The sequence below is a fragment of the Comamonas sp. B-9 genome (genome assembly GCF_000410635.1).
Taxonomy (GTDB): Bacteria; Pseudomonadota; Gammaproteobacteria; order Burkholderiales; family Burkholderiaceae_C; genus Comamonas.
The window spans coordinates 42186-68691 of the sequence record NZ_KE148643.1 but is presented as its reverse complement, the minus strand read 5'-3'; the positions used below and the strand labels follow the sequence as shown (position 1 = coordinate 68691).

The window sequence follows — 26506 nt, the reverse complement described above, 5'->3', positions numbered from 1 at the left end:
ACGCTATTCCCGAGGGGTCCGTTTAGGATCAATAATAAATTAACTATATTGATTTGGCAATTCATGAGGTTAATCTCATTGATACGAGGTTTGCTCTTAGTCTTCCCTGTTGCTTTGTATCAGTACCATTCTAACAACTTAAATATATTCGGCTTTTTCGTTATGCCAGGCTTAACTCGGTAGCCAGTTAATTTGGGTTTATCTTTTGGTTATTTTTTAATAGATGCCAGCCATCTATACGAGTAATATATTTGAAAGGGATTTCCGAACCGAGGTAAACGACGCATAAAAAATCCCTATGCGACAGTTGTAATTAAATAATCTGCTATTGTCAAGTGGAATGAAGTAAATTTAATTAGACTGGCACAGTTCTCTCATTACTTTATCTTCTTTTTGGTATTATCGGATTTTTATTTATTGAGGCAATGTCGTTTGGGATTTTTGTTTCCGTACGGTATAGTCTTATGATTAGGGCTGCTGATAGACCTCTATTTATCTCATCTTCTATACATGCAACCACCTCGGTGTTATGCTTATTCAATTCATTAATAAAGTAGTGCAGTCCCAGCTCTATTGATTCAATATCTTTGAAGTCAATTGCAGTCAATCGCATAGCCTTCAATTGTCTAATTGATTTGATTATTTGTATAATTACTATAATTTCCGTTTGCGTTATCTTCATAAAAAACCCTCCATACTGAGAATATAGAGGGTTTTTCATAAATTGCAAATTTCAAAAATTTGTTCTTAGTTTTCCTTTGAATAGCGGCTTCTCTATATTTTCTTTAATTTTTTCAGCCGCATTTATTCTCTCTTGCCTCATTGCGGCGCGTCTCTCTTTCTCATGATGTTTCTTAAAGAATTCTTTGAATTTCGTGTCGGATATCTTAATCCCTTCAAAGTCTAGTTTGTATGAGAGATTATTGATTGTGGCTTTTAGAGCTTGCAGGCCTACGTCATGAGTATAGACTTTAATGTGGACTGAATCAGATGATTCATCATTATGACCGACGATTTGAAGAGCATGAACAGGATTGGAGTTCAAAGTATGAAGTCGCGTAATTACGGTATGCCTGAAGGAATGAAAGACTTTTCTTTCATTTGATATTTTCAAATTCTTTCTCAAGTAGTCTGAGAACTGACGCCCGACATTTTTTCCTCTCCCATTTTTTCCATCAATTAGATGAGGGAACAAGAATTCATTTCCGAGCTCCAGCATATAGCTGTGGTAATTCAGAAAACCCATTTCAATTAACTTCTCATGAATGGGAACTACTCTTCTTGCTGAGTTATTTTTCCCTTTTTCTATCTCAATAGAATCTACGCCATCAATTGTCAGAATGTTCTTTGTTTTAAGGCTGGCTATTTCTTCTCGTCTTGCTCCAGTAAATAGAGCAATCAAGGGCATGAAATAGTAGTCAGGCTTATTGAATTTATTTTTATATTCCTGTGAGAAAATTGCGGTTAGATCATCATTTGAGAATGGCTCATAGCTTTCGTGTACTATTGTTTTATTGGACGTGATTTTTAAGTCTTTTGTCGGTGCTTCATTGCTGGCGGTGTAGTAGCCGTTATGTAGTGCCCACTCAAAAAGCCCATTTAATTCTCCAAGCTTTGAGTTAATTGTTTGGGGTTTCAGTTTTTCTACGATCTGCGTTGACTTCCAGGCAACAAACTCTTGCTTAGTGAATTCGTTAATTTCAAGATCATTGAATAACTCTTGGAATTGATCATAAGTGCGCTTCTTTGCGAGACGCGTATCATCGTTGTTATCCAGCGTTCGTTCGATCAAGTACAGTTCTACGATTTCACTGAATTTTTTAGATTTTTGAACGACTTTTTTTGCCTCCCTATGGCTTGGACTGGGGGCGGCATTTACAGCCTCTTCAAGCTCTTTTCGGATCTTCAGAGCCTCCATCATTCGCTGGTGGTCTTCCGCAGTGCCATCCGTTCTCATGACACCCCTAGATAGGTCTATTTCATATCGGCGGGAAGAAGGTTTGTCATGTAGCAGATGCTGGAAGTCTTGTAGAGTAGGCTTTTTCATTGCTCGGATTTGTTCAAACGATTTGTTGAACTCTAATGCCAGAAGCCTAGCTACTTGCGGATTTTTTGTGTTGAGACTGTGCTGAGTTTCCCTCAGCTTGCCTGTGGAGTCGTATGTATAGACACGAAGGCAATAGACACCAACGCGGTTGGTGCGAAGTCTTGGAACTTTGATAGGCAACTCGGTACACCTTGTGAGGACACCGAGTTTTTGGATTTGCCTAAAAATTCAATGAAATCAACAACTAAAAGTTGCTGGAGCGGGTGATGGGAATCGAACCCACATTATTTGCTTGGGAAGCAAGAGTCCTACCACTGAACGACACCCGCGTTTGCTGACATTGTAGCCATAGAAATCGCAACACCCGCTGTGCTGCTGCCGCATTGGCTACAGTCAGGTTGTGTGACTCAGTTTCCCTTCTTGCCAGGGAAAGCCCAGGCCTGCTTTTTCTCATCGAGCGGCTGCAGCTTCCATTTCTCCAGCTCGGCATCGCGCTCGGTCTCGCGGCGCACATCGATGCGGCGTGCCGTGTGCTTGGCAACGACGGCGAGTTTTTGCAGATCGGTATCGCGCAGCGTCGGATCGGGCTCGGTGCTGAAGCAGCACAGGGTGCCGTAGATCTGACCATCCGCGAGGATGATGGGGGTGCTCAGGTGGGCGCCCACGCGGAAAGGGGTGGCAGGGAGTTTGGCCGACTCGATGTGCTCTGCCGCATCATGCACCAGTGGCGGCAGGCGGCCGTCGAGCACGCATTGGCAGAAGGACTGCTCCAGTGAGGAGCCGCCACCGGTCTCGATCAAGGCCTTGTCGGCGCTGTGATCCACATGCTTGAAGGTGCGCTGGCCATTGCGGATCTCGGAGACAAAGATCACGTCCATTTTCAGATGCTCGCGCAGGCCGTGCAGCACCTCTTTGACGTTCTGGTCGATCAGGTCATCGGCGCCTTCGGCCGTGGCCACCAGCAGCTCGCTCATCGATACTTCCAGCGCGTCAGGTGCGTAATCCCATAAATGAATGGCCATAGTTGTTCTCGCTATTTCCATGCGCTACCCGTTAGCGCATCCCGGTCGCGTTTGATGATAACGGCACTGAAAAGCGTGTGCATCCCTGGCAGCAGGATTGAATTACTCTTTTACATGGAAGCGAGCGCACACGCGGTGCTAGCTCCGCTAACCCGGATTCAAGCGGACTCGTCGATCCAGGTCAGGCGGCCCTGGCCGAGCTCATTCATCCTGGCGACAAAGTCAGGCGCCTGCGACGCGACCAACTCGATCTCGGCAAGCACATCATCGCCGTGGCTCACCTGCAGTAACTGCGCGTTGGCGCTGGCAACCTCGCGCCGCATGCCGCCTTCGAGCGCATAGGGCAGGCGGCATTGCAGGCGGGTCATTGCCTGGCGCTCGACTTTTTCTGCTTTCACCATCGCCTGGGCAATGGCGTCGGTGTAGGCCCGCACCAGACCGCCGGCGCCCAGCTTGACGCCGCCAAAATAACGCACCACGGTCGCCAAGGCGCCTTCGATCTGCTGGTGGCGCAGCACATCGAGCATCGGGCGGCCGGCAGTGCCGCTGGGCTCGCCATCATCGACCGCGGCAGACTGCCCGCCCGCCATCAGCGCCCAGCAGACATGGTTGGCACCGGGGTGCTGCTCGCGCAGGCTCTGCACAATGACCAGGGCTTGTGCACGATCCTGCACGGGCTGAACGCAGCCGATGAAGCGGCTTTTCTTGATGATCAGTTCGCTGTGAACGGGCTGGGCCAGGGTGTAGGGCATGCGTTGCGTGGAGAAGACGTTTGCTTACACTGTCATGCGTCAACGTCGCCTAGATGTCATGCGTTAGACACATATCATTGTTTCAATGACGGGAGCGCTCCAGTGATGGAGTGGCTTGCCGCAGTGGAGACCTCAGGCGCAGCCAGGCGCGAGTCTACCCCGATTTTTCCAAGAACCATTTCATACCACCGACTGACACATTACCCGGGAGCGACCATGCAACACCAACTGCAAACCAATTTGGATTCCTTGAACAACCATGGGTTCGGACGTGCAGGTTTGGAGACGCCCGCCTATGTGACTGAAGTATTGGCAGCCCTGCCAACGACCCCCAGTGCCAATGACGATGGCAGCTATGTGGACCTGGCCCAGCGCGTGCGCGAAGGCGGTGAGTGGTAAGGCGCTGAGCAAGCGCGCCAGGATGGGCTACCGGTTAACAGACATCACCCGTATCGCGTAAACGCCATAGGCAGCCTGGGCTGCCTTTTTTATTTGCGGTGCCATGCCCAGCCATGCGACAATCATGGGCTATTTGATGCAGCGCAAAAAATGCGGTTTTAATACTCTTTGCTGGTGGCCATAGCCCCCGCCAGCCAGGGACCGGTGATTATCCAAGCCTGGCGCCGCGCTGCAATGCCTTGACCGCCCTGGTCTGAACTGGGGCCTTGCCCCCGCAGATGCTTCCAAATACATAGCATCAATACCCGTACAAGTGCGCGCTACGGGCTATTTTTTTAGAATATCGGACCCGCCACCCTGGCGCCGAGCCCCGCGTGCATTACTCCACGACTGTTGTTGCCCATGTCTGCCCCGATTGATGTTTCTTTTTTTGAACGTGCTGCCAAGCCGCTGACCAGCTACAAGCCGTACTGGGCCAAGCGCTTTGGTGCTGCGCCATTTCTGCCGATGAGCCGTGCCGAGATGGACCAGCTGGGCTGGGACAGCTGCGACATTATCCTGGTCACCGGTGACGCCTATGTGGACCACCCCAGCTTTGGCATGGCCGTGATTGGCCGCGTGCTGGAGGCCCAGGGCTTTCGCGTGGGCATCATTGCGCAGCCCGATTGGCAAAGCGCCGAGGCCTTCAAGGCGCTGGGCAAGCCCAACCTGTTCTGGGGTGTGACGGCGGGCAATATGGATTCGATGATCAACCGTTATACGGCTGACCGCAAGATCCGCTCCGACGACGCCTACACGCCAGGCGATGTGGGCGGCAAGCGCCCGGACCGCGCTGCCATCGTCTACAGCCAGCGCTGCCGCGAAGCCTACAAGGATGTGCCGATTGTGCTGGGCGGCATCGAAGGCTCGCTGCGCCGCATTGCGCATTACGACTACTGGAGCGACAAGGTCCGCCGCTCGATTGTGGTGGACAGCAAGTGCGACATTCTGCTCTACGGCAATGCCGAGCGCGCGCTGGTCGAAGTGGCCCACCGCATTGCCGCGCGTGAGCCGGTCGAGAACATCACCGATGTGCGCGGCACCTCGTTTTTCCGCCGCGCATCTGAAGAGGGCTGGCTCGAGGTGGACTCCACCACGGTCGACGAGCCCGGTGAGGTCGAGCCCCATATCAACCCCTACATGACGACCAGCGAGCAGGCCGAAGCCCAGGGCCAGAGCTGCGCGAAGGAAGACGCGGAAAAGCAGGGCGCTGATGCGTCCACGGCCGCGCCCGCCGCAGCGGCCTGTGGCACGGCTGCAGGCGCTGCCAGCACCAGCGCACCCACGCTGTCGAATGTGCAGCCGCTGCAGTTTGTGCCCAACCTCTCGCTGCGCCACAAGTCCAAGATGCCGGCGCGCGACCGCACCGTGCTGCGCCTGCCCAGTTTTGAAGAGGTCAAGAGCGACCCGATCCTCTACGCCCATGCCAACCGCGTGCTGCACCTGGAGACCAACCCCGGCAACGCCCGCGCGCTGGTGCAGGCCCATGGTGAAGGAGCCACGGCCCGTGATGTGTGGATGAACCCGCCGCCCATTCCGCTGACCACCGCCGAAATGGACTGGGTGTTTGGCCTGCCCTATGCGCGCAGCCCGCACCCGGCCTATGCCGACGAGAGCGGCAGCCACGAAGGCGCGACCAAGATCCCTGCCTGGGAGATGATCCGCACCTCGGTCAACATCATGCGCGGCTGCTTTGGCGGCTGCACCTTCTGCTCGATCACCGAGCACGAGGGCCGCATCATCCAGAGCCGCTCGGAAGACTCCATCATCCAGGAGCTCGAAGACATCCGCGACAAGGTCAAGGGCTTTACCGGCACCATCTCGGACCTGGGCGGCCCCACGGCCAATATGTACCGCCTGGGCTGCAAGAGCCCGCAGATCGAGGCGGCCTGCCGCAAGCCCAGCTGCGTGTTCCCCGGCATCTGCCCGAACCTGCACACCGACCACGGTCCGCTGATCAAGATCTACCGCCGCGCGCGCAAGCTCCCTGGCATCAAGAAGATCCTGATCGGCTCGGGCCTGCGCTATGACCTGGCGGTCAAGTCGCCCGAGTACATCAAGGAGCTGGTGCAGCACCATGTGGGCGGCTACCTGAAGATCGCCCCCGAGCACACCGAGGCCGGGCCACTGAACAAGATGATGAAGCCGGGCATTGGCAGCTATGACCGCTTCAAGCAGCTGTTTGAAAAGTTCAGCGAAGAGGCGGGCAAGAAGCAGTTTCTGATTCCCTACTTCATTGCCGCCCACCCGGGCACCAGCGATGAGGACATGATGAACCTGGCGATCTGGCTCAAGAAGAATGGCTTCCGCGCCGACCAGGTGCAGACCTTCTACCCCAGCCCGATGGCTACGGCCACCGCGATGTACCACAGCGGCCGCAATACGCTCACCAAGGTGCGCCGCCAGATGCGCGACGAGGCCGAGGAGCGCGTCGACATCGTGCGCGGTGAAAAGCGCCGCCGTCTGCACAAGGCGTTCTTGCGCTACCACGACCCCAACAACTGGCCGCTGCTGCGCGAAGCGCTCAAGACCATGGGGCGCTCGGACCTGATCGGCAATGGCAAGCAGCACCTGATCCCGACCTTCCAGCCGCTGGTCGATGGCAGCTACCAAAGCGCGCGTAAGAAAAACAGCACCAGCTCCAAAAGCGGTAATGGCCTGGGCTATACCACCAACAAGGATGGCAAGGCTGTAGCGCTGGCACCGCGCCGCCCGCAGGAGCAGCAAGAGCCCAAGGGCGATGTGCGCTTTCGCAGTGCGCAACCCAAGCCCGGTCAGCTGCTGACCCAGCACAGCGGATTGCCGCCACGGGCTGGCGTGCGCGCCGGCGCGGGCAAGCCTGGCTTGGCTAAAAAGTCGGGCCCCGCGCGCAAGGGCAGCCGCTAAGACTGCGGTGTTGTTGCACCCAGATCGCCGCAAAGGCGCCAAGCGAAGGCTTGGCGCCTTTGTTTTTGGCGGGTTGGGGAGGCAGCCACCGGCCAGCGTGCTGGAGCGATGGTCTGCACAACCCTTGCCCCACGGGGCGGCCAAAGCAGGGGCTTTGGCAGCGGGGGGTTAGCCCATCAGCTTCTGCCCATGGCGGTGCAGTGCCGTAATGCCCGCAACCAACAGCAGCAAGCCGGCCCAGACGCCGCTGATCGGAATGGGTTTGCCTGCCACGACGCTGCCCGCTTCCAGGCCACTGGCTTCCTGCTTGGTGGCAGCCTTGTGCGCGCCAGCGGCCAGCGCAACCCCCCAAGGGGCACTGCCTACCGTCACGGCGCCATGCACTTCCTGGGTGGCGGTATCGATGATGGACAGGCTATTGCGCTGCGGATTGCTCACATAGGCATGCGTCCCGGCCGGATGGAAGACGACATGCTGGGGTGTCTGGTCCACCTCGATCACAGCGGCCACCGCGTGGCTGGCAGTGTCGATGACCGACACGGTGCCGTCGCCGCTGTTGGTGACATACGCCTGGGTGCCTGCGGGGTGGAAGGCGATGCGACTGGGATGCTGGCCGACAGCGACCGTGGCGACGACGCTGTGGGTTCGCGTATTGATTACGGTGACACGGCCACGGGCTTCGTCTGACGCGCGGTTGACCACATAGGCTAGGTTGCCTGCCGGGTGTACCTTGATATCGCTGGCATCGGCGCCGACGCTGATGCGCTCGAGCACCGTGCCGCTGCTGGGGTCGATCACCGCCACTTTGCCGACATCGGGGTCGCGGTGTTGTTCGAGCGAATACAGGCGTGAACCATCGGGATGGACGGCCATGCCGCGGGTGTTTTGGGGGCTGACGGGAAACATGCGCATGAGTTGGTGGGTGGCGGTATCAATGACGGCAATCGCGCCGCCGCCAGGCGTGGTGGTGTCGACATAGGCCAGTGCCCCGGAAGGGCTGAAAACCACATCGTTGCTGACATGGTTCAAAGCAATGCCTGTGAGCAACTGCTGCTTGTTCAGATCGAGTACCGCAATGGTGGCGGACCAGACGCTAGAGAGATAGGCCAGGCAGCCGTCCGGGCTGATGGCAATCTCCTGGGGCATGGCCATGCCGGCGGGGATGGTGGTGATGCTGCGCTTGCTCGCCACATCGACCACCGAGACATTGCTGTCATCGCGGTTGACCACATAGGCCAGCGGTGCGGCCTGGCCCAAGCCGAAGGCGCAGCACAGCGCCATGGCACCGGCCCAGCGCAAGCTCCAGCGCGGCCATCCTTTCAGATTGACTAGCACGATTGAATGTAAGAAATTAATTAATTATATTAATGTACATCATAAGTTGCGGCAAAACGCATACTGGTGCATCGAATCAAGATTGTTGGCAATCCGGGGCAGGCTTCCCCCGCGCAAGGGGGAAAGAGGTCGTCGCCTGTCCCGCACACGGCGGTGCCCAAGAGCTGGCCAGCGCAGCAAAGCGCTGGCTGCAAAATGCGCATTTCGTGACTGCCTGCAACACGTCATTGCAGTCCGCCACTGACCAGGTGCTGCCGTGTCAGCAACGGTGGGCGGAATGCAGCCAGGGCTGCCTCGGCTAGTGCACGCGGTCCGTGGGCAGTGCCTCGGTAGTGTCGGAGAAGGGCTGGGGCCGTCCTACTGCATAGCCCTGCGCGTAGTCGATGCCCATGCCGCGCAGGGTATCGACAATCTCGGGCGTGGATGCGAACTCGGCAATGGTCTTCATGCCCAGCGCATGGCCCAGGTGGTTGATGGCGTCCACCATCGCGCGGTGTGCAGGCTCATTGAGCATGTCGGCGACGATGGCGCCATCGATCTTGAGAAAGTCCACGGGCAGGTTCTTGAGCGAACCAAAGGACGAGACGCCAGCGCCAAAGTCATCCATCGAGAAGCGGCACCCCATGGCCTTCAAGGCCTTGACCAAGCGGATGGCGTTGGGCAGATGCGTGATGGCAGCAGTCTCGGTGATCTCAAAGCACAGCGTGCGCGGGTCCACGCCATAAAGGGCAATCTGCTCTTGCAAAAAGTCCAGCAGGCGCTCATCACCCAGCGAGGTGCCTGAGAGGTTGATTGCGCAGCAGGAGATCGCTGGGCGGTGCGCGGCTTTTTGCAGGCGGGCCAGGGTCTGCAGGGTTTGCTTGACCACCCAGCGGTCCACCATCGGCATCAGCCCATAGCGCTCGGCTGCTGGAATGAACAGCACGGGACTGATGATGTTGCCGTCGGGCAGGCGCATGCGTATTTGCACCTCGATGTGCAGGCCGCCCCCTGCGATATCGTCTGCGGAGGTGCTCAGCGCTTCAATGGTTTGTGCATACAGGCAGAAATGCCCACCTTCCAGCGCTGCCTTGATGCGTTCGACCCATTCCATCTCTCCGACATAGCGGGCAATTTCCTGGTCCACACCCGGGTCATAGGCATAGACATTGTTGCGGCCGCGCTGCTTGGCGCCGTAGCTGGCCATGTCAGCTACGCGCAGCACTTCCTCGACCGACGCCAGGGGTGCTGCGAGCTTGACCAGGCCAATGCTGATGCCCGCACTCAGACTGCGCTCACCCCACTGGATGCGCACATTCTGCGCGGCATCGCGGATCTGCTCGGCAATGTGCTTGGCGTCATCAAAGGAGCAGTGCTTGAGCAAAATGGCAAATTCGTCACCACCGACACGGGCCAGCGTGTCCCCGGCGCGCAGGCAGCGCTGCAGCATGGCGCTCATCGCGCGCAGCATGGCGTCACCTGCAATGTGGCCTGCGGTGTCGTTGATGACCTTGAACTGGTCCAGGTCCAGGTACATGATGGCATGGTCGCCCGGCGCTGCCCCAGCCTGTTTGGTCTGCTCCAGGAACACGCCCAGCAGGCGCTCAAACTCATAGCGGTTGACCAGACCGGTCAGCTGGTCATGGGTGGCCTGCCAGGCCAGCTCGCGGATATAGCTTTGCTCCTGGCTCACATCGTGCAGCACAAAGACCGCTTCGGTCGTGCCAGTGTCGTCACCGATCGGCGTGAACGCGAGTTTGACCTCGCGCATATGGTGCTGCGCATCACAGAGCCGGAAAATCGTCTCGCGCGGGTGCTCGCGCCCTTGCAGGGCATCGGCGATGGCTGTTTGCACCAGCGCAATGCTGGCGCCCCTGTCGCCGTCTCTTTGGTTCGCCATAACAGCCGGAGGTGCATGCATGTGCTGCACCAGTTCGCTGGTCACCAGTTGCTCCAGGCTCATCCCCAGCAGCTCTTCGGCCGCACGGTTCATGTACATCACATGCCCGGCTGCATCGGTGGTGATGACCGCCTCGCCAATAGCGGCCAGCGTGGTGGAGGCGCGCTCCCTGACGAGATCCAGCGCATCTTCGGCGCGGGCCGTTTTGCGCTGCAGGCGCCAGGTATGGCCCATCAGCAGGCCCAGCATGGCCAGCGCAATGCCGATATTGATGGACCACAGCCATTTGTTCATCGCCCGCGATGTATCGCCCAACACCTTGTTGAAGGCCCGCTCGGCCTCGGACAGCTGTATCTGCAGTGCATTGATCTGGGCCAGCCAGCTTTGCTTTTGCTCCGGGGTAGGGGGAGCTAACTGCATGCTGGCATAGATATCGCCCGCCAGATTCTGCAGCTCCTGCAAAGGTTCATCGGCGTCTTGCCAACGGCCCAGCAGCTGGCCGATGGATGCGGTGTGCTTGAAATACACCGTCAGCCAGATCAGGGCATTGATCTCTTCGGGCTCATTGTGGCCTTGCAGCAGCAGCAGGGCCGCCTGGGGTCTGGCCGCATAGCCACGCTCTTCGAGCATCAGGCGCGCCTGCATGTCGCTCATGGGGATATGCAGGCCTTGGTGGAACTGCTCATAGGCGGCAGGGTCACCGCTCACCGCATAGCGTGCCAAGGCATAGGTTGCATCTTTCTGGCCCTTGCTCCACTGGCTCTCGCCAGAGCTGAATGCTCGCATCGCCCCCAGAATATGCAGGCTGGAAATGGCCAGCACGGTCTGCACGATCGCCAACGCCACAAAGGGCCAGATGCTCAGCAGCAAGCTGCGCTTGCCCTTGGGCAGGGCATAGCCTCGCACAGGCTTGGCGTCGCTATGCACCGTTGTCGGCATCGGCGGAGTCAGACGCGGCATGGCTGCCCCGCTAGGGATCCGAGATAGGCCAACCCCGCTTCCGGCTGGAGACGCGATCTGGAGGGCGGGCAGGGCAGGTCAGCAAACATGGTGGGCGCGGTGCGAGGACGGTGAGACAAAGACGGTCCCAAAAAAATCATTCAAGCATAGTAATATGCTATTTGATGATTGAGTCCTTTAAATTGTAGTTATTTGGGGTAAATACGGGGAATTTTTCACGGGTGGGGGAGACGGCAATATGTAAGCAATGTTGACCATTTCGCAGAGATGCGCAAGCACCATCATGGCATTCTTTGCGTCGCACGCTCTACCGCGATGGCGGCCAAGCCTTGGCACAATGGCTGCTGCGGCACAAGCCTCACCATCTATACAAGGAGCCACACAGCATGTCAGCACAGCGTCCGTTCAAGGTTTTGGGAATCCAGCAAGTAGCGATAGGCGGTACCGATAAGGAGCGCATGAAAAAACTCTGGGTCGACATGCTGGGCCTGGCACAAACGGGCAGCTTCCGCAGCGAGCGCGAGAATGTCGATGAGGATATCCTGGCGATGGGCCAAGGGGCCTTCGCCGTCGAAGTAGACATCATGCAGCCGCTGGACATCGACAAAAAGCCTGCCGTACACGCCACGCCCCTCAACCACATTGGTCTGTGGATCGACGACCTGCCCCAGGCCGTGGCCTGGCTCACCGCCCAGGGCGTGCGTTTTGCGCCAGGCGGCATTCGTCCCGGCGCTGCAGGCCATGACATCTGCTTTTTGCATCCTAAGAGCAATGACGAGTTCCCCATCGCCGGCGAGGGCGTGCTGATCGAGCTGGTGCAGGCACCCGCCGATGTGATTGCGGCGCTGGGTTGAGGCGGTCTTCAGCATGGCGGATACCCCCACTTTTCAAGCCTGTGTCATCCCGGTGCTGCGCAGCTTCGACGCCCAGCGGGCTGCAGAGTTCTACCAGGAGTTTCTGGGCTTTGCACAGGACTGGACCCACCGCTTTGGTGACGACTTTCCGCTCTACCAGCAGCTGAGCCTGCGCAGCGCTGCGGGCCTGGCCTGCTTGCTGCATCTGAGCGAACACCATGGTGATGCCTGCCCCGGCAGTACGGTGCGCATTGCCTGGCCGCAGCTGCAGGCCTTCCAGCAAAGATTGCTGGCCAAAAACTACCGCCATGCCAAGCCCGGGCTGGAGCGCATGCCCTGGGGCATGCTGGAGATGCGCATTGCCGATCCCTTTGGCAACCACCTGGTGTTCTTTGAAGAGCTGCCAGCGGCACCAGAAGGTGCGGCTGCCTGAGACACTGCGCTGAGCCCCACAACCGCCGCACGCCGTTGCGGCTTTTTTATGCGCGCATTTTGCAAAGACCCTTAAAGGCACTGGGACTAAAACACGGCGCCAGTGTCAATAAACTCCCAAATTCTGCCAGTGGTATTTGGCGAGCGGGGCCAAAGCTGGACGGCCATGGCCCAGATGGGCATCTGCCCGCGTTCCTGGCACCTTATCTGCTGCTATCTGCATGCCTTGTTACCGCGGCGGAGCCTTCCAGTCAATGCACAAAGCAGGTGGTTGGCTGCATATTGGCAGACATTGCAGCAATCTGTCTTCTTCATGCCTGCAATGCACCTGCAACAGCGCCTTAAGTTGACGGCCCAGAAAAGCTGCCAGACAGGGCCGGAAGAGCCGGTGACGCAAGGGGCCGATGCGGCCTGGTAATGGACACAATAACTGCCATACCCAGGCATACCGCACCGGGTAGCGATTGAGGAGATTTCCCATGTCCAGCCCCCATACCCCGGATGCCGCCCTGTCAGCGGTGCATTGGCATCCCAGAGCTGCCGCAACCCAGCCGGCAGCCAAAGAGCCCTGGCCGGTGGCCCAAGTGCAAGCCCTGTTGGAGATGCCCTTCATGGCCTTGATGTTCCACGCGCAAACGGTCCACCATGCGCACTGGTCAGCCGGTGATATCGAGCTGGCCACGTTGCTTTCCGTCAAAACAGGGGGATGCCCGGAAAACTGCGGTTATTGCCCGCAGTCAGCGGCCTATGACACGGGGGTCAAGGCCGACAAGCTGATGGATGTGGCGGAGGTGGTGCGCGCGGCGCAAGCGGCCAAGGCGGCAGGGGCCAGCCGCTTTTGCATGGGCGCGGCCTGGCGTGCGCCCAAGGACAGGGATATCGCCCAGGTCAGCGCGATGATCGCGGCGGTGAAGGCGTTGGGCCTGGAGAGCTGCGCCACCTTGGGCATGTTGGCACCCCACCAGGCGCAGGCGCTGCGCGATGCTGGGCTGGATTACTACAACCACAACCTGGATACCGGGCCGGACTACTACCGCGATGTGGTCAGCACGCGGCAGTACCAGGAGCGGCTCGATACGCTGGCCCATGTCCGCGCTGCAGGCATCAGCGTATGCTGCGGCGGTATTGTCGGCATGGGCGAGACGCCGGTGGACCGTGCCGCGCTGCTGGCCCAGCTGGCCAATATGCAGCCTTACCCGGAGTCCGTGCCCATCAACAGCCTGGTGCGCGTGCCCGGCACGCCGCTGGCCGATAGCGAACCGGTGGACCCGCTGGATTTTGTGCGCGTGGTTGCAGTTGCGCGCATTGTGATGCCACGGGCCCGCATCCGCCTGTCCGCCGGCCGCCAGCAACTGGGTGAGGCGGTGCAGACGCTGTGCTTTATGGCGGGCGCCAATTCGATTTTCTATGGTGACAAGCTGCTGGTCACCGGAAACCCGGAGGCAGATAGCGACGCCAAGCTGCTGGCCAAGCTGGGCCTGGCGAGCTTGAAAACTGCGGCCTGAGCGAGACGCTCGGACGCATCGGCGCAGCAGGTGAGCACAAAAAAGGCCAGCGCATGCTGGCCTGGTGCGGGTTGCGATGACGGGATCAGCGCCGGCCGCCTTGCGCTTTCAGCGCCTGCGCAATCTCGGTGACGAGGCCGGGGCCCCGGTAGATCAGGCCCGTGTAGATCTGCACCACATCGGCGCCGGCCTTGATCTTCTCGACCGCGTCGGCTCCGCTCAGGATGCCGCCCACGCCAACGATCGGGAACTGCGGGCCCAGCGCAGCGCGCAACTGGCGCACCACGGCATTGCTGGCCTCGAACACTGGCCGGCCCGAGAGGCCACCGGTTTCTTCTGCATGCTGCCGGCCTTGCACCGCATCGCGGCTGATGGTGGTGTTGGTGGCAATCACGCCATCCATGCCATGGGCCTTGAGGCTGTTGGCAATCACGATGACCTGCTCTTCGCTCAGATCGGGGGCAATCTTCAAGAACACCGGCTTGTGCTTGCCATGCTCGCGTGCCAGCTGCTCGCGGCGCTGCACCAGTGCGCTCAGCAGGGCATCGAGCGCCTCATCGCTTTGCAGTGCGCGCAGGTTCTTGGTATTGGGCGAGCTGATGTTGACCGTGATGTAGTCGGCATGGGGGTAGACCGCATCGAGGCACAGCAGGTAGTCGCTGGTGGCGTTTTCGATCGGCGTGGCCGCATTCTTGCCAATATTGAGGCCCAGCAGCAAAGGCGATGCCTGCTTGCGGAACTGCGCCTTTTTCACATTGGCCACAAAAGCGGCCAGGCCTTCGTTGTTGAAGCCCAGGCGGTTGATCAGCGCATCGCGCTCGGGGATGCGGAACATGCGCGGCTTGGGGTTGCCCGGCTGGGCCAGCGGCGTGACCGTGCCCACCTCGACAAAGCCAAAGCCCATGGCGCCCAGGCCATCGATGGCGCGGGCGTTCTTGTCCAGGCCCGCTGCCATGCCCACCCGGTTGGGGAACTGCAGCCCCGCCAAGGTGATGGGGTCGCTCACCCGGCTTTGGCGCCAGGCGCAGGCCAGCGGCGTGTTCTGGCCCTTGGCCAGCATGTCCATCGTGAAGTCGTGGGCAGCTTCGGGCTGCATGCCAAACAGAACGGCGCGGGAGAGGGAATAGGGGATCAGGGACATGGGATGGGATAATCAAGGCGTTATCTGTATTTTCGCTGATCTGATCGCACTACCATGACACAAGACGAATTAAAGGCCGAGGTTGGCCGCGCAGCCCTGCAGTATGTGGTTGCCGGAGAAATCGTAGGCGTGGGCACCGGCTCCACCGTGAACAAGTTCATTGATGCACTGGCCACCATCAAGGACCAGATCCCGGGCGCTGTCTCCAGCTCCGTGGCCAGCACCGAGCGCCTGCGCGCGCTGGGCATCCAGGTGTTCGATGCCAACGAGGTCGAGCGCCTCGCGGTCTATATCGATGGTGCCGATGAAATCGACCACCAGGGTTTCATGGTCAAGGGCGGCGGCGCGGCCTTGACGCGCGAGAAGATCGTGGCGGCGCTCGCCGACCGCTTTATCTGCATTGCGGACGCCTCCAAGCAGGTGCAGACCTTGGGCGCTTTCCCGCTGCCGGTGGAAGTCATCCCCATGGCTGCGGCCCAGATCGCCCGCCGCTTTGCTGCCAAGGGCGGCCATGCGACCATCCGCCTCAAGGATGGCCAGCCCCTGGTCACCGACAACGGCCAGCACATCCTCGATGTCACCGGTCTGGCGATTGCCGACCCTGCCGCCTTTGAGTCGGAAGTGAACCAGTGGCCAGGCGTCATCACCGTCGGCGTATTTGCGCACCAGAAAGCGGCTGTCTGCCTGCTGGGCACCGAGCAAGGCGTGGAAACGCTGGAGTTCTAAAACCGCCAAGCCCCCCACGCCTTAAAGCAATGGCCCGATCCAGCGAATGCCGGGTCGGGCCATTTTTTGTAAGGATGGCGTTTGCTTAGAACACAATCCCGGTCGGGTTGCTGGGCGTGACGCGATCGGGCTCGACGCTCTGGTTACTGGGCGCTGGCTCGGCACTGCCGTCTGCCGGTTGCGCGGCAGCAGGAGCCGCCGGGGCAATCACCTTGGGAATCAAAGGCTGCGCAGGGGCGGGGCGGTAGCTGGAGGGCAGCTTGGACTGGGCTGGATAGCCGGCTGCGTCCAGGTACGCGCTCCAGTCGTTTTCATTAAAGCCACTCAGATGCTGGCTTCCGAGTGTGGCGAAGGGAATGGTGCCATCGGGGTTGAGCTTGCGCAGCGCCTGGATTTCGGCATTGGAGGTCACCGTCTTTTCTGCAAAAGGCACGCCCCGGGTCTGCAGGTAGCGGCGGGCCACATCACAGGCGCCGCAGTCCTTGCTGGTGTAGAAGGTCAGCGGGTACTTGGTGGCCGCTTGTTTGACTTCCAGCGGCAGGTCATTGATCCGGGTACCCGCAGGCTCGGTGACAGCACCCGTCGATACCGATTGGCTCGGTGTGTCGGACGTGGGCGCGCGGTCCGAGAACGTGACCCGGCCATCGGGGCCCACAATGCGGTACACCGTTTGTGCGCTTGCCCAGCCTGCAGCGCAAGCGATTGCGGTGCCGACGAGCATGCTGCCCAAAGCCTTTGTCTTCATGCCTATCCCTCTCTATAGCTGTTGTAGCGCCATTATGCCTGCGCAGCACCCCAACAGGCGGTGGGCTGCGGTCTGCCGGGCACTGCAGGAGTGACCGGCAGGGGCGGCCGGCAGACGGCCCGCTCAGGCCGTCAGCGGCTCGGCCATGCCCTGGTGGCGCAGCAGCGCATCGAGCTGCGGCTCACGGCCCCGGAAGGCCTTGAACGATTCCATCGCTGGGCGGCTGCCACCGGCTTCCAAAATCGCATGCAGGTAGCGCTGGCCCACCTCGCGGTCCACCACATCGCTGCTGCCGCGCTTTTGCGCTGCTTCTTCAAAGCTGGCAAAGGCGTCGGCCGACAGCACCTCCGCCCATTTGTAGCTGTAGTAACCGGCTGCATAGCCACCCGCAAAGATGTGGGTGAAGGTGTTGGGCATGCGGTTGAAGTCTGGCTGGTCGAGCACGGCCACCTGGCGGCGCACATCGCGCATCACGCCATAGATGGCGTCTGCATCGATGCCATTGCCCGACAGCTCGGTGTGGATGCGCATGTCAAACAGCGAGAACTCGATCTGGCGCAAGGTCTGCATGCCCGATTGGAAGTTCTTGGCGGCGATCATCTTGTCGTAGAGCGCGCGGGGCAGCGGCTCGCCGGTGTCGACGTGGGCCGTCATATGGCGCAGCACTTCCCACTCCCAGCAGAAGTTTTCCATGAACTGGCTGGGCAGCTCGACCGCATCCCATTCCACACCACCGATGCCGGAGACATCGCGCTCGTTGACCTGGGTGAGCATATGGTGCAGACCGTGGCCGGTTTCGTGGAAGAGGGTGATCACGTCGTCATGGGTCAGCAGCGGCGGCTTGCCATCGACGCCGGCGGCAAAATTGCAGACCAGGTGCGCGATCGGGGTTTGCAGCTCGCCGTTGTCCGGGCGCAGCCAGCGGGTGCGCACATCGTCCATCCAGGCGCCGCCGCGCTTGCCATTGCGGGCAGGCGGATCGAGGTAGAACTGGCCGACCAGCACGCCATCGCGCTCGATGCGGTAGAAGGCCACGTCCTGGTTCCAGACGGGGGCCAGGTCGCCCTTGATCTGCACACCAAACAAGGTCTCGACAATGCGGAAGAGCCCTGCCAGCACCTTGGGCGCCGGGAAATACTGCTTGAGCTCCTGCTCGCTGAAGGCGTAGCGCGCCTCTTTGAGGTGCTCGCCAATGTAGCCCCAGTCCCAGGCCTGCGGGTTGTCCAGGCCCAGCTCGGTGCGGGCATAGTCGCGCAGGTCTTGCACATCCTTTTGGCCATAGGGCTTGGCCTTGCTGGCGAGCTCCTGCAAAAATTCAAGCACCTGGGCCGACGACTGGGCCATCTTGGGCGCCACCGACAACTCGCCAAAGCTGGGGTAGCCCAGCAGATGCGCTTCTTGCTCTCGCATCTTCAAAATCTCGACCATCAAGGGCGTGTTGTCGAGCTTGGTGTCGCCAAACTCGCTGGCCCGCGTGGTGTAGGCGCGGTAGAGCTTCTCGCGCAAGGCGCTGCTCTTGGCAAACTGCATCACCGGCAGGTAGCTGGGGATCTTCAAGGTCAGCTTGTAGCCGGGTTTGCCTTCGGCCTCGGCCGCAGCGCGGGCGGCCTGGATGACGTCTTGCGGCACACCAGCGAGCTCATCGAGCTCTGCGTAGTAGGCAAACTGGTCGGTGGCATCCATCGCGTTTTCGCTGTACTTCTGGCAGGCTATGGCGCTTTTTTCTTGCAGCTGCGCATAGGTCTCGCGCGCCTGGCCTTGCAGCTCGGCGCCGCCGAGCACAAAGTTGCGCATCGCGTTGTCCCAGGCCTGCTTTTGTTCGCTGTTCAGGCTGGCCGGGTCGATGGCCTTGTACTTGGCATACAGCGCCTCGTCGGCGCCCAGCTGCGTCCAGAAGGCGGTGACCTTGGGCATCTCGGCGTTGTAGGCGGCGCGCAGCGCAGGCGTGTCGGCCACGGAGTTGAGGTGGCCGACCATGCCCCAGGCCCGGCCGAGCTTTTCAGTGCTGACATCGAGCACCTTGGCGATTTCGTTCCATTGCGCCGGGAACCCGGGCGCCGTGACCGTCTTGAGGGCCGCTTCACTGTCGGCCAGAAGCTGGTCGATGGCGGGGGCGATATGTTCAGGTTGGACCTGGTCAAAGCGGGGCAGGCCGCTGAAGTCGAGCAATGGATTGGTCATGGTGCTGTATATGGGGCCTGGCGCCCTGCAATCAATGCCATGTTGGCACTTGGAACGTAATCACGATCCGGAGATCATTGCCTGTCATTTAAGCACAAAAAAAAGCTGCTGGCACCGGCAAGGCGGATGCCAACAGCTATCGTTTTCATAGTTTTACCGCAGCGATAAATCGCCTCCGAATTGAGGCGATTTTGCGGAGATCAGGCGCGCTCGGCCGACTCCAGCGTATTGACCATCAGCATGGTGATGGTCATCGGGCCCACACCGCCGGGCACGGGGGTGATGTAGCCTGCGACTTCCTTGACGCCGTCAAAATCCACATCGCCGCAGAGCTTGCCTTCGGCATTGCGGTTCATGCCCACATCGATCACCACCGCGCCGGGCTTGACCATGTCGGCGGTCAGCACATTGAGCTTGCCCACCGCTGCCACAACGATGTCGGCCTGGCGCGTCATCGCCGCCAGGTCAGCCGTGCCGCTGTGGGTGATGGTGACGGTGGCGTTGGCCGCCAGCAGCATCATGGCCATGGGCTTGCCCACGATGTTGGAGCGGCCAATCACCACCGCGTGCTTGCCGCGCAGGTCCTTCATGCCGATCGATTCGAGCATCTTCATGCAGCCGTAGGGCGTGCAGGCCTTGAAGCCCACTTCGCCCACCATCAGCGCGCCGGCGCTGGCCACATGGAAGCCGTCCACGTCCTTCGTGGGCGAGATGGCTTCGATGACCTTGTGGTCGTCGATGTGCTTGGGCAGCGGCAGCTGCACCAGGATGCCGTGGATGCTCGGGTCGTTGTTGAGCGCCTCGACCCGGGCCAGCAACTCGGCCTCGGTCATGCTTGCGTCGTACTTCTCCAGCACCGAATGGAAGCCGCATTCTTCGCAGGACTTGACCTTGTTGCGCACATAGACCTGGCTGGCCTGGTTGTCACCGACCAGGATCACGGCCAGACCCGGAACGATGCCCTTGGCCTTGAGCTGGTCGGCTCGCGCCTTGACATCGGCACGCAGTTGCTGGGAGAGGGCCTTGCCATCGATCAATTGAGCAGTCATGTGGTCATCCAAAAAGGGTTGCGCGTGGTCCAGCAGCCGGGCGAGCCCCCAGCATGGCACGCGGAATTGAAAAATGCGCCGTACCGAAGCCGGTACCGGCGCATTGCGCTTGGAGAAGCGTTGTTGGAACGTTGTCCCTAGGGCGCGAAGGCCGCTAATTTATCACGTTGCCTTGGCCGCTGCATTCGAGCCCAGCGCAATCTTGAGCAGATCAGCGACGGTATTGGCGCCCAGCTTTTCCATGATGTTGGCGCGGTGCGCCTCGACGGTCTTGATGCTGATGCCCAGGTCATCGGCGATCTGCTTGTTCAGGCGGCCGGCCACAATGCGCTCGAGCACCTGCGACTCGCGTCCGGTGAGCTTGGCCAGCAGTGCATCGCGGCTGGCCGCTTGCTGGTGGCCAGCGAAGGCATCGCGCGCCTGGTCGAGCATGCGCTCGACCAAGGCATCGAGCTGGGCTTCGTCAAAAGGCTTCTGGATGAAATCCATGGCGCCTTTTTTCATCGTGTCCACGGCCATCGGCACGTCGCCGTGGCCGGTGATGAAGACGATGGGCAGCGGCGACTTGTTCTCGATCAGGCGGTCCTGCAGTTCCAGACCACTCATGCCACCCATGCGGATATCGACAATCAGGCAGGCGACCTCGCGGGCATCGTAGCGTGCCAAGAAGGATTCGGCCGAATCAAAGCAGCGCACCCGGTAATCCTTGCCCTCCAGCAACCATTGAAGCGAGTCACGCACCGCCTCATCGTCATCGACTACGTAGACCGTGCCCTTTTTGGGGATCAAGCTCATGCACAATTCCTTCTATCAGTATGGGTATAGCGCTGGCTATTCAGCCGACTCCGCGGGGCTGGCCACCGGAATCCAAAAGCTGAAATTACAACCTGTCACCTCCGGACCATTGTAGAGGTTCTCGGCCTGCATCCGGCCATGGTGAGATTCGACAATGCTGCGGCAGAGATTGAGACCGATTCCCATGCCTTCGCTCTTGGTAGAGAAGAAGGCCTGGAACAGGCGCTCCAGTGCTTCAGGTGACAGGCCGCGCCCCGTATCTTGAACGGAAAACTCTATCACATCCGTGGCGTCGATCTTGCGAGGCACGACGCGCAGTTCCACCATGCGCTGGTGGGCCGGGCGCTCGGCGTTGGCAATGGATTCCGCGCCGTTCTTCATCAGGTTGATGAGCACCTGCTCGATCAGGATGCTGTCGACCTTGACCTTGGGCAGGCGTGCGGCAACGTGGTGCGAAAGCCGCACATTGTGGCGCTTGAGCTCGATCGAGCCCAGCTCCACCGCTTCGCTGACGATGTCGCTGACATCGGCCAGTGCCCGGTTGGGCTCGCTGCGTTTGACAAAGGAGCGGATGCGGTGGATCACCTGGCCGGCGCGTTGCGCCTGGTGCGCGGTTTTCTCCAGGGCCCCGAGCAGCGCTTCTTCGCTCAGGCTCCCGTTCTTGACGCGGGTGATCATGCCCGAGCAGTAGTTGCTGATCGCTGAGAGCGGCTGGTTCAGCTCGTGCGCCACGCTGGACGCCATCTCGCCCATGGTCACCAGGCGGCTCACGGTGGCGGCCTTCTCCGCCTGGCGGGCCGATTGCTCCTCAGCCTGGCGGCGTGGCGTGATGTCAGTGGCAATCACCATCTGCGCCAGGCGCCCGTCCACCCAGTTGAGGTAGCGCGAGCGCACTTCCAGCCATTTGCCCAGCTCGGCGATATAGATCTCGGCATTGCCGCTGACGGCAGTGGTGATCTCGTCACTGGGCAGGCCCATCAGCCCGTCTTCGTCGTCCATGCTGGTGCTGGCATTGCTGTTGCTGGGCAGCACACCGGCCTGGGCCACCAGTTGCAGATGGCCCACCGTTTGCGAGCCAAACCACTGGCGGTAGAGCTTGTTGGCGAACAGCAGCTCGGCACTGCCCAGCGGCGCCACCGACACCGAGGCGTCCAGCGCCTCGAGCACGATGGTGAAGCGCTCATAGGACGCCGAGAGTTGCTCGCGGATGCGGTTGGGCTCGGTGATGTCGGTCATCGAGGTCATCCAGCCGGTCTGGCGGCCGTGGCCGTCGATCAGCGGCGAGACATAGAGCCGCGCCTCGAACATCGTGCCGTTCTTGCGCTTGACCCGCATCTGGAAACCACCGGGAAACACCTTGCCGCTCATCTCGTCGATCAGCATGTCGTGGTAGGTGCTCTGGTCGCCCTCGGGCCAGTAAGGGTAGGGCGGGAGCTTGCCCACCAGCTCTTCTTCGCTCCAGCCGGTCATCTGGCAAAAGGCGGCGTTCACATAGGAGATACGGCCTTGCAGATCGAGCGCACGCATGCCCGTGAGCACACTGTTTTCCATCGCCCGGCGGAAATTGGTCTCGCCCTGCAGCGCTTCTTGCGCGCGGATGCGCTTGCGGGTGTGGCGCCAGGTCGCCACCAGCAGCCAGGCGGTCATAAAGCTCAGCACACAGACCAGCCAGAACAGGCCGTTGCTGACCAGGCCGAGCGAGGTGTGGTAGCCCTGGGCACGCAGCTTCAGGCTGTTGCCCACGGGCGCGACCGGCATCTCGAATTCATTGGGCGCTGCGCGCCAGGGCAGCAGCCGCTGGGCCGCGACACGCGGGGTCAGCGGTGTGCCGGCCAGCGTCGTGCCCTTGCCGTCCTGCAAGGTCACCGCATAGCGGGCCAGGATCTCGGTGGGTGTGCCGTAGCGCAGCAGGTTGTCGATCGAGAACTCGGCCAGCAGCACGCCGCCAAAGCGGCCCTTCTGGCTGATGGGCACCTCCAGCAGCAGCATGGGCGCCGTCTCGCTGGTGGCCAAAGGCTGCGAGAAGACCGGCTGCTGCAGGTCGCGCGCCATTTCAAACAGCTCCAGCAGTTCCTTTTTCTGGATCACCTCATCCAGAGTAAGCAGGTTCTCGGCCGCGACGCTCGGGCCAAACTGGGTGGCACGCACCTGGCGGCCGGTATCAATCCAGGTCAGCGCCTGCAGCTCGGCGTACTGGCTGATCAAGGTGTCGGCCCGGTCATTGAAGCCGTTCTTGTCGACGTCCTGGTTGCCCACGTCGCGGGCCAGGCGCATCAGCTGCTCCTGGCGCTCCGACAGGCGCAGCCGGATGCGCTGCTGGGCATATTCCACATCGCGGCGCATGGCCTCGCGCTCACGCTCAAGTTCCTCGCTGCGCAGGTACCAAAAAGCGGCGACGATGGCGATAAAAAACATCACCACCGCCACCAACGGCGCAATGGCCGCATAGCGGTCTTGTCTCGAAGGTGACAGCCCGCGCCACCAGGTCTGCCACATCTGCACCAAACGGGGTCGGCTGTTCGGGGGCGGGGTGGCGGGGCGCTCGGTCGAATTCATGGTGGCTGAGTGTAGACCAGGGCAGGGCGGCCATACCCTGATGCTGGACAAATCGCTGATCTTGTCCCCGATGCGTCCTTCTGTAGCGCCCATGGATTGTGCGTTTGCAGCAATTTCCCATAATATGAAAATGAAGACCGCTATTTGAAATCTTCAAAAAATGTGAGAAACTCTGGCACAGTCATTCATAGCAGATCACTTGAAGGAGACGCGAGCATGTCCGAACCATCCGAACAAAAAGCCGTCAACGGCCCCACCCGCACCGACGACCAAGAAACCCGAGAATGGATGGACGCGCTGTCCGCTGTGATCGACCGTGAAGGCGCAGATTACGCCCACTCGCTGATCGAGCAATTGCTCGAGCACGCGCGCCAGAACAGCGTCGATCTGCCTTTCTCCGCCAAGACCGGTTACGTCAACACCATCGAGACCGAGCAGGAGGCGCGCAGCCCGGGCAACCTCGAGATCGAACAACGCCTGCGCGCCTACATGCGCTGGAACGCCATGGCCATGGTGGTCAAGGCCAACCGCATTCACCCGCCAGAAGGCGGCGACCTGGGCGGTCACATTGGCTCCTTCGCGTCGCTGGCCAGCATGTTTGGTGCCGGCTTCAACCATTTCTGGCATGCCGAGAGCGACAACCACGGCGGCGACTGCCTCTACATCCAAGGCCACGTATCGCCCGGCATCTATGCCCGCGCCTATCTGGAAGGCCGTATCAGCGAAGAGCAACTGCTCAACTTCCGCCAGGAAGTGGATGGCAAGGGTCTGTCGAGCTACCCGCATCCCAAGCTGATGCCCGATTTCTGGCAGTTCCCCACCGTGTCCATGGGCCTGGGCCCCATCATGGCGATCTACCAGGCGCGCTTTTTGAAGTACCTGCACGCCCGCGGCATTGCCAACACCGAAAACCGCAAGGTCTGGGTGTTCTGCGGCGACGGCGAGATGGACGAGGTCGAATCCCTGGGCGCGATCGGCCTGGCCGCGCGTGAAAACCTCGACAACCTGATCTTCGTGATCAACTGCAACCTGCAGCGCCTCGACGGCCCGGTGCGCGGCAACGGCAAGATCATCCAGGAACTCGAAGGCGAGTTCCGTGGCTCCGGCTGGAACGTGATCAAGCTGATCTGGGGCAAGGGCTGGGATGCCTTGCTGGCCAAGGACCATGACGGCGCACTGCGCAAGATCATGATGGAGTGCAACGACGGCGACTACCAGGCATTCAAGGCCAACGACGGCGCCTATGTGCGCAAGAACTTCTTCGGCCGCGATCCACGCACCCTGAAGATGGTCGAGCACATGAGCGACGACGAAATCTGGAACCTGCAACGCGGTGGCCACGATTCGCAAAAGGTCTATGCCGCTTTCCATGCTGCGCAAAACCACCAAGGTCAGCCCACCGTCTTGCTGGTCAAGACCGTCAAGGGCTTCGGCATGGGCAAGGTCGGTGAGGGCAAGAACAACGTTCACCAGACCAAGAAGCTGGCCGATGAGGACATCAAGGCCTTCCGCGACCGTTTCAATATCCCTATCCCCGACAGCCAGATCGCCGACCTGCCTTTCTACAAGCCAGCCGACGACACCCCGGAAATGAAGTACCTGCACGAGCGCCGCAAGGCCTTGGGCGGCTACCTGCCCAAGCGCCGCGAAAAGGCCGACGAGCAGTTCACCGTGCCTGCGCTGGAGACCTTCAAGGCCGTGCTCGAAGCCACGCCAGAAGGCCGTGAGATCTCGACCACGCAAGCCTATGTGCGTTTCTTGACCCAGCTGCTGCGCGACAAGGAAATCGGTCCGCGCGTGGTGCCCATCCTGGTGGACGAGGCCCGTACCTTTGGTATGGAAGGCCTGTTCCGCCAGATCGGCATCTACAACCCGCATGGCCAGCAGTACACCCCGGTCGACAAAGACCAGGTGATGTACTACAAGGAAGACACCAAGGGTCAGATCCTGCAGGAAGGCATCAACGAAGCGGGTGGCATGTCCAGCTGGATTGCAGCGGCAACCAGCTACAGCCATAGCAACCGCATCATGATTCCGTTCTACATCTACTACTCGATGTTCGGATTCCAGCGCATTGGCGACCTGGCCTGGGCCGCAGGCGACCTGCAGGCGCGCGGCTTCTTGCTGGGCGGCACCTCGGGCCGTACCACCTTGAACGGCGAAGGTCTGCAGCACGAAGACGGCCACAGCCACATCCTGGCGGGCACGATCCCCAACTGCATCAGCTACGACCCGACCTTCTCGCACGAAGTGGCGGTGATCATGCACGAAGGTCTGCGCCGCATGGTGCAGAACCAGGAAAACATCTTCTACTACCTGACCCTGCTGAACGAAAACTATGCGATGCCAGGCCTCACGCCCGGCACCGAGGAAAAGATCCTCAAGGGCATGTACTTGTGCAAGGCCGGTGGCGCCGGTGACCTGCGCGTGCAGCTGCTGGGCTCGGGCACCATCCTGCGCGAATCCTTCTTTGCGCAAGAGCTGCTGGCTGCCGACTGGGGCGTGACTGCCGACGTCTGGAGCTGCCCATCGTTCAACGAACTGACCCGCGACGGCCAGGACGCAGACCGCTGGAACCTGCTGCACCCGCTGGAAACCGCCAAGGTGCCGTTTGTGACCGCCGAGCTGGGTAACAGCACCGGCCCGGTGATCGCCTCGACCGATTACATGAAGTCCTACGCCGAGCAGATTCGTCCCTTCATCCCCGCTGGCCGCACCTACAAGGTGCTGGGCACGGACGGCTTTGGCCGCTCGGACTTCCGCCGCAAGCTGCGCGAGCACTTCGAGATCGACCGCCACTACATCGTTGTTGCCGCCTTGAAGGCGCTGGCCGAAGACGGCAAGCTGCCCGCGCAAAAGGTCGCCGATGCGATTGCCAAGTACGGCATCAATGCCGACAAGATCAACCCGCTGTACGCCTAAATTGCACCAGGAGACACCACAATGGCATTGATTGACATTCAAGTCCCCGATATTGGCGACTTCGCAGAAGTGGGCGTGATCGAGTTGCTCGTCAAGCCCGGTGACACCGTCGCCAAAGACCAGTCGCTGATCACCGTCGAGTCCGACAAGGCCTCGATGGAGATTCCGTCCAGCCACGCTGGCGTGGTCAAGGAAATCGTCGTCAAGATTGGCGACAAGGTGGCCGAAGGCTCGGTCATCATCAAGCTCGAAGCGGCCGATGCTGCTGCTGCCGCACCTGC

General features: G+C 60.3%; 20 protein-coding genes and 1 tRNA gene. 8 read left to right on the top strand and 13 right to left on the bottom strand.

The features are described from left to right. Positions 1–382: 382 nt before the first annotated feature. The 5 genes from H928_RS31755 to H928_RS0119915 form a co-directional block, all read right to left on the bottom strand. Complete coding sequence (locus tag H928_RS31755; protein WP_148293239.1) at positions 383–721, bottom strand: hypothetical protein; 339 nt, start codon at positions 719–721, stop codon at positions 383–385. A 12-nt stretch (positions 722–733) separates the two neighbouring features. Next, positions 734–2227: a site-specific integrase gene (locus H928_RS31045; protein ID WP_148293238.1), complete on the bottom strand. Its 1494-nt coding sequence runs from the start codon at positions 2225–2227 to the stop codon at positions 734–736. Between the two features lie 75 nt (positions 2228–2302). Further along, positions 2303–2376: transfer RNA gene (locus H928_RS0119925), tRNA-Gly, on the bottom strand. 78 nt (positions 2377–2454) lie between these two features. Beyond that, positions 2455–3069 (bottom strand): GAF domain-containing protein, encoded by a 615-nt coding sequence (locus H928_RS0119920; protein ID WP_021028082.1) that lies wholly within the window; start codon positions 3067–3069, stop codon positions 2455–2457. Between the two features lie 158 nt (positions 3070–3227). After that, on the bottom strand, positions 3228–3821 hold the full coding sequence (locus tag H928_RS0119915) for a YigZ family protein (protein ID WP_021028081.1): 594 nt from the start codon (positions 3819–3821) through the stop codon (positions 3228–3230). Between the two features lie 216 nt (positions 3822–4037). On the opposite strand from H928_RS0119915, the gene H928_RS0119910 reads away from it, so the two are divergent. Both H928_RS0119910 and H928_RS0119905 read left to right on the top strand, forming a co-directional pair. After that, the gene (locus H928_RS0119910) at positions 4038–4220 is read left to right on the top strand and encodes a hypothetical protein (protein ID WP_021028080.1); all 183 of its coding nucleotides are present in this window, start codon (positions 4038–4040) and stop codon (positions 4218–4220) included. A gap of 402 nt (positions 4221–4622) precedes the next feature. Further along, positions 4623–7145, top strand: coding sequence for a YgiQ family radical SAM protein (locus tag H928_RS0119905; protein ID WP_021028079.1), 2523 nt, complete (start codon positions 4623–4625; stop codon positions 7143–7145). A gap of 168 nt (positions 7146–7313) precedes the next feature. On the opposite strand, the gene H928_RS28895 is transcribed toward H928_RS0119905, so the two are convergent. Both H928_RS28895 and H928_RS0119895 read right to left on the bottom strand, forming a co-directional pair. Beyond that, positions 7314–8480, bottom strand: coding sequence for a YncE family protein (locus H928_RS28895; protein WP_148293237.1), 1167 nt, complete (start codon positions 8478–8480; stop codon positions 7314–7316). Positions 8481–8778: 298 nt separating this feature from the next. After that, positions 8779–11319 (bottom strand): EAL domain-containing protein, encoded by a 2541-nt coding sequence (locus H928_RS0119895; RefSeq protein ID WP_084635885.1) that lies wholly within the window; start codon positions 11317–11319, stop codon positions 8779–8781. A 386-nt stretch (positions 11320–11705) separates the two neighbouring features. Between H928_RS0119895 and H928_RS0119890 the strand changes: the two genes are divergently transcribed. From H928_RS0119890 to bioB, 3 genes are all read left to right on the top strand, one after another. Further along, on the top strand, positions 11706–12173 hold the full coding sequence (locus H928_RS0119890) for a VOC family protein (RefSeq protein ID WP_027011159.1): 468 nt from the start codon (positions 11706–11708) through the stop codon (positions 12171–12173). 13 nt (positions 12174–12186) lie between these two features. Then, a complete protein-coding gene (locus H928_RS0119885; protein ID WP_043341223.1) occupies positions 12187–12606 on the top strand; it encodes a glyoxalase superfamily protein in 420 nt (139 codons plus the stop codon). A gap of 478 nt (positions 12607–13084) precedes the next feature. Continuing rightward, positions 13085–14110 (top strand): biotin synthase BioB, encoded by a 1026-nt coding sequence (gene bioB, locus H928_RS0119875; protein ID WP_021028073.1) that lies wholly within the window; start codon positions 13085–13087, stop codon positions 14108–14110. Between the two features lie 85 nt (positions 14111–14195). Here bioB and H928_RS0119870 read toward each other — a convergent pair whose 3' ends face one another. Beyond that, a complete protein-coding gene (locus H928_RS0119870) occupies positions 14196–15251 on the bottom strand; it encodes a quinone-dependent dihydroorotate dehydrogenase (protein ID WP_021028072.1) in 1056 nt (351 codons plus the stop codon). A gap of 54 nt (positions 15252–15305) precedes the next feature. On the opposite strand from H928_RS0119870, the gene rpiA reads away from it, so the two are divergent. Beyond that, the gene (gene rpiA, locus H928_RS0119865; RefSeq protein ID WP_021028071.1) at positions 15306–15977 is read left to right on the top strand and encodes a ribose-5-phosphate isomerase RpiA; all 672 of its coding nucleotides are present in this window, start codon (positions 15306–15308) and stop codon (positions 15975–15977) included. Positions 15978–16062: 85 nt separating this feature from the next. Here the strand turns inward: rpiA and H928_RS0119860 are convergent, their stop codons facing one another. The 5 genes from H928_RS0119860 to H928_RS28890 form a co-directional block, all read right to left on the bottom strand. Then, positions 16063–16722, bottom strand: a complete 660-nt coding sequence (locus H928_RS0119860) for a glutaredoxin domain-containing protein (RefSeq protein WP_021028070.1) — start codon at positions 16720–16722, stop codon at positions 16063–16065. 123 nt (positions 16723–16845) lie between these two features. Continuing rightward, entirely contained in the window at positions 16846–18903 is a 2058-nt protein-coding gene (locus tag H928_RS0119855) for a M3 family metallopeptidase (protein WP_021028069.1), read from the bottom strand. A gap of 200 nt (positions 18904–19103) precedes the next feature. Continuing rightward, positions 19104–19952 carry a bifunctional methylenetetrahydrofolate dehydrogenase/methenyltetrahydrofolate cyclohydrolase FolD gene (folD, locus tag H928_RS0119850; RefSeq protein ID WP_021028068.1) on the bottom strand — a complete coding sequence of 283 codons (849 nt, stop codon included), beginning with the start codon at positions 19950–19952 and terminating at the stop codon, positions 19104–19106. A 162-nt stretch (positions 19953–20114) separates the two neighbouring features. Beyond that, positions 20115–20747, bottom strand: a complete 633-nt coding sequence (locus H928_RS0119845; RefSeq protein WP_021028067.1) for a response regulator transcription factor — start codon at positions 20745–20747, stop codon at positions 20115–20117. Between the two features lie 36 nt (positions 20748–20783). Beyond that, complete coding sequence (locus H928_RS28890; RefSeq protein WP_052330143.1) at positions 20784–23303, bottom strand: PAS domain S-box protein; 2520 nt, start codon at positions 23301–23303, stop codon at positions 20784–20786. A gap of 216 nt (positions 23304–23519) precedes the next feature. On the opposite strand from H928_RS28890, the gene aceE reads away from it, so the two are divergent. Together aceE and H928_RS33680 are read left to right on the top strand one after the other, a co-directional pair. Further along, positions 23520–26225: a pyruvate dehydrogenase (acetyl-transferring), homodimeric type gene (gene aceE, locus H928_RS0119835; RefSeq protein ID WP_021028065.1), complete on the top strand. Its 2706-nt coding sequence runs from the start codon at positions 23520–23522 to the stop codon at positions 26223–26225. Between the two features lie 21 nt (positions 26226–26246). Continuing rightward, on the top strand, positions 26247–26506 hold a 260-nt coding region (locus H928_RS33680; RefSeq protein ID WP_306729959.1), incomplete at its 3' end, for a biotin/lipoyl-containing protein.

Bases quoted from the DNA above. Each gene is read 5' to 3' on its own strand.
- H928_RS0119845 (WP_021028067.1), bottom strand. From the start codon at position 20,747: ATGAGCTTGATCCCCAAAAAGGGCACGGTCTACGTAGTCGATGACGAT.
- H928_RS28890 (WP_052330143.1), bottom strand. From the start codon at position 23,303: ATGAATTCGACCGAGCGCCCCGCCACCCCGCCCCCGAACAGCCGACCC.
- rpiA (WP_021028071.1), top strand. From the start codon at position 15,306: ATGACACAAGACGAATTAAAGGCCGAGGTTGGCCGCGCAGCCCTGCAG.
- H928_RS0119890 (WP_027011159.1), top strand. From the start codon at position 11,706: ATGTCAGCACAGCGTCCGTTCAAGGTTTTGGGAATCCAGCAAGTAGCG.
- H928_RS0119855 (WP_021028069.1), bottom strand. From the start codon at position 18,903: ATGACCAATCCATTGCTCGACTTCAGCGGCCTGCCCCGCTTTGACCAG.
- H928_RS31755 (WP_148293239.1), bottom strand. From the start codon at position 721: ATGAAAAACCCTCTATATTCTCAGTATGGAGGGTTTTTTATGAAGATA.
- H928_RS0119905 (WP_021028079.1), top strand. From the start codon at position 4,623: ATGTCTGCCCCGATTGATGTTTCTTTTTTTGAACGTGCTGCCAAGCCG.
- H928_RS0119895 (WP_084635885.1), bottom strand. From the start codon at position 11,319: ATGCCGCGTCTGACTCCGCCGATGCCGACAACGGTGCATAGCGACGCC.
- H928_RS0119870 (WP_021028072.1), bottom strand. From the start codon at position 15,251: ATGTCCCTGATCCCCTATTCCCTCTCCCGCGCCGTTCTGTTTGGCATG.
- H928_RS0119920 (WP_021028082.1), bottom strand. From the start codon at position 3,069: ATGGCCATTCATTTATGGGATTACGCACCTGACGCGCTGGAAGTATCG.
- bioB (WP_021028073.1), top strand. From the start codon at position 13,085: ATGTCCAGCCCCCATACCCCGGATGCCGCCCTGTCAGCGGTGCATTGG.
- H928_RS0119885 (WP_043341223.1), top strand. From the start codon at position 12,187: ATGGCGGATACCCCCACTTTTCAAGCCTGTGTCATCCCGGTGCTGCGC.
- H928_RS0119860 (WP_021028070.1), bottom strand. From the start codon at position 16,722: ATGAAGACAAAGGCTTTGGGCAGCATGCTCGTCGGCACCGCAATCGCT.
- aceE (WP_021028065.1), top strand. From the start codon at position 23,520: ATGTCCGAACCATCCGAACAAAAAGCCGTCAACGGCCCCACCCGCACC.
- H928_RS0119915 (WP_021028081.1), bottom strand. From the start codon at position 3,821: ATGCCCTACACCCTGGCCCAGCCCGTTCACAGCGAACTGATCATCAAG.
- H928_RS0119910 (WP_021028080.1), top strand. From the start codon at position 4,038: ATGCAACACCAACTGCAAACCAATTTGGATTCCTTGAACAACCATGGG.
- folD (WP_021028068.1), bottom strand. From the start codon at position 19,952: ATGACTGCTCAATTGATCGATGGCAAGGCCCTCTCCCAGCAACTGCGT.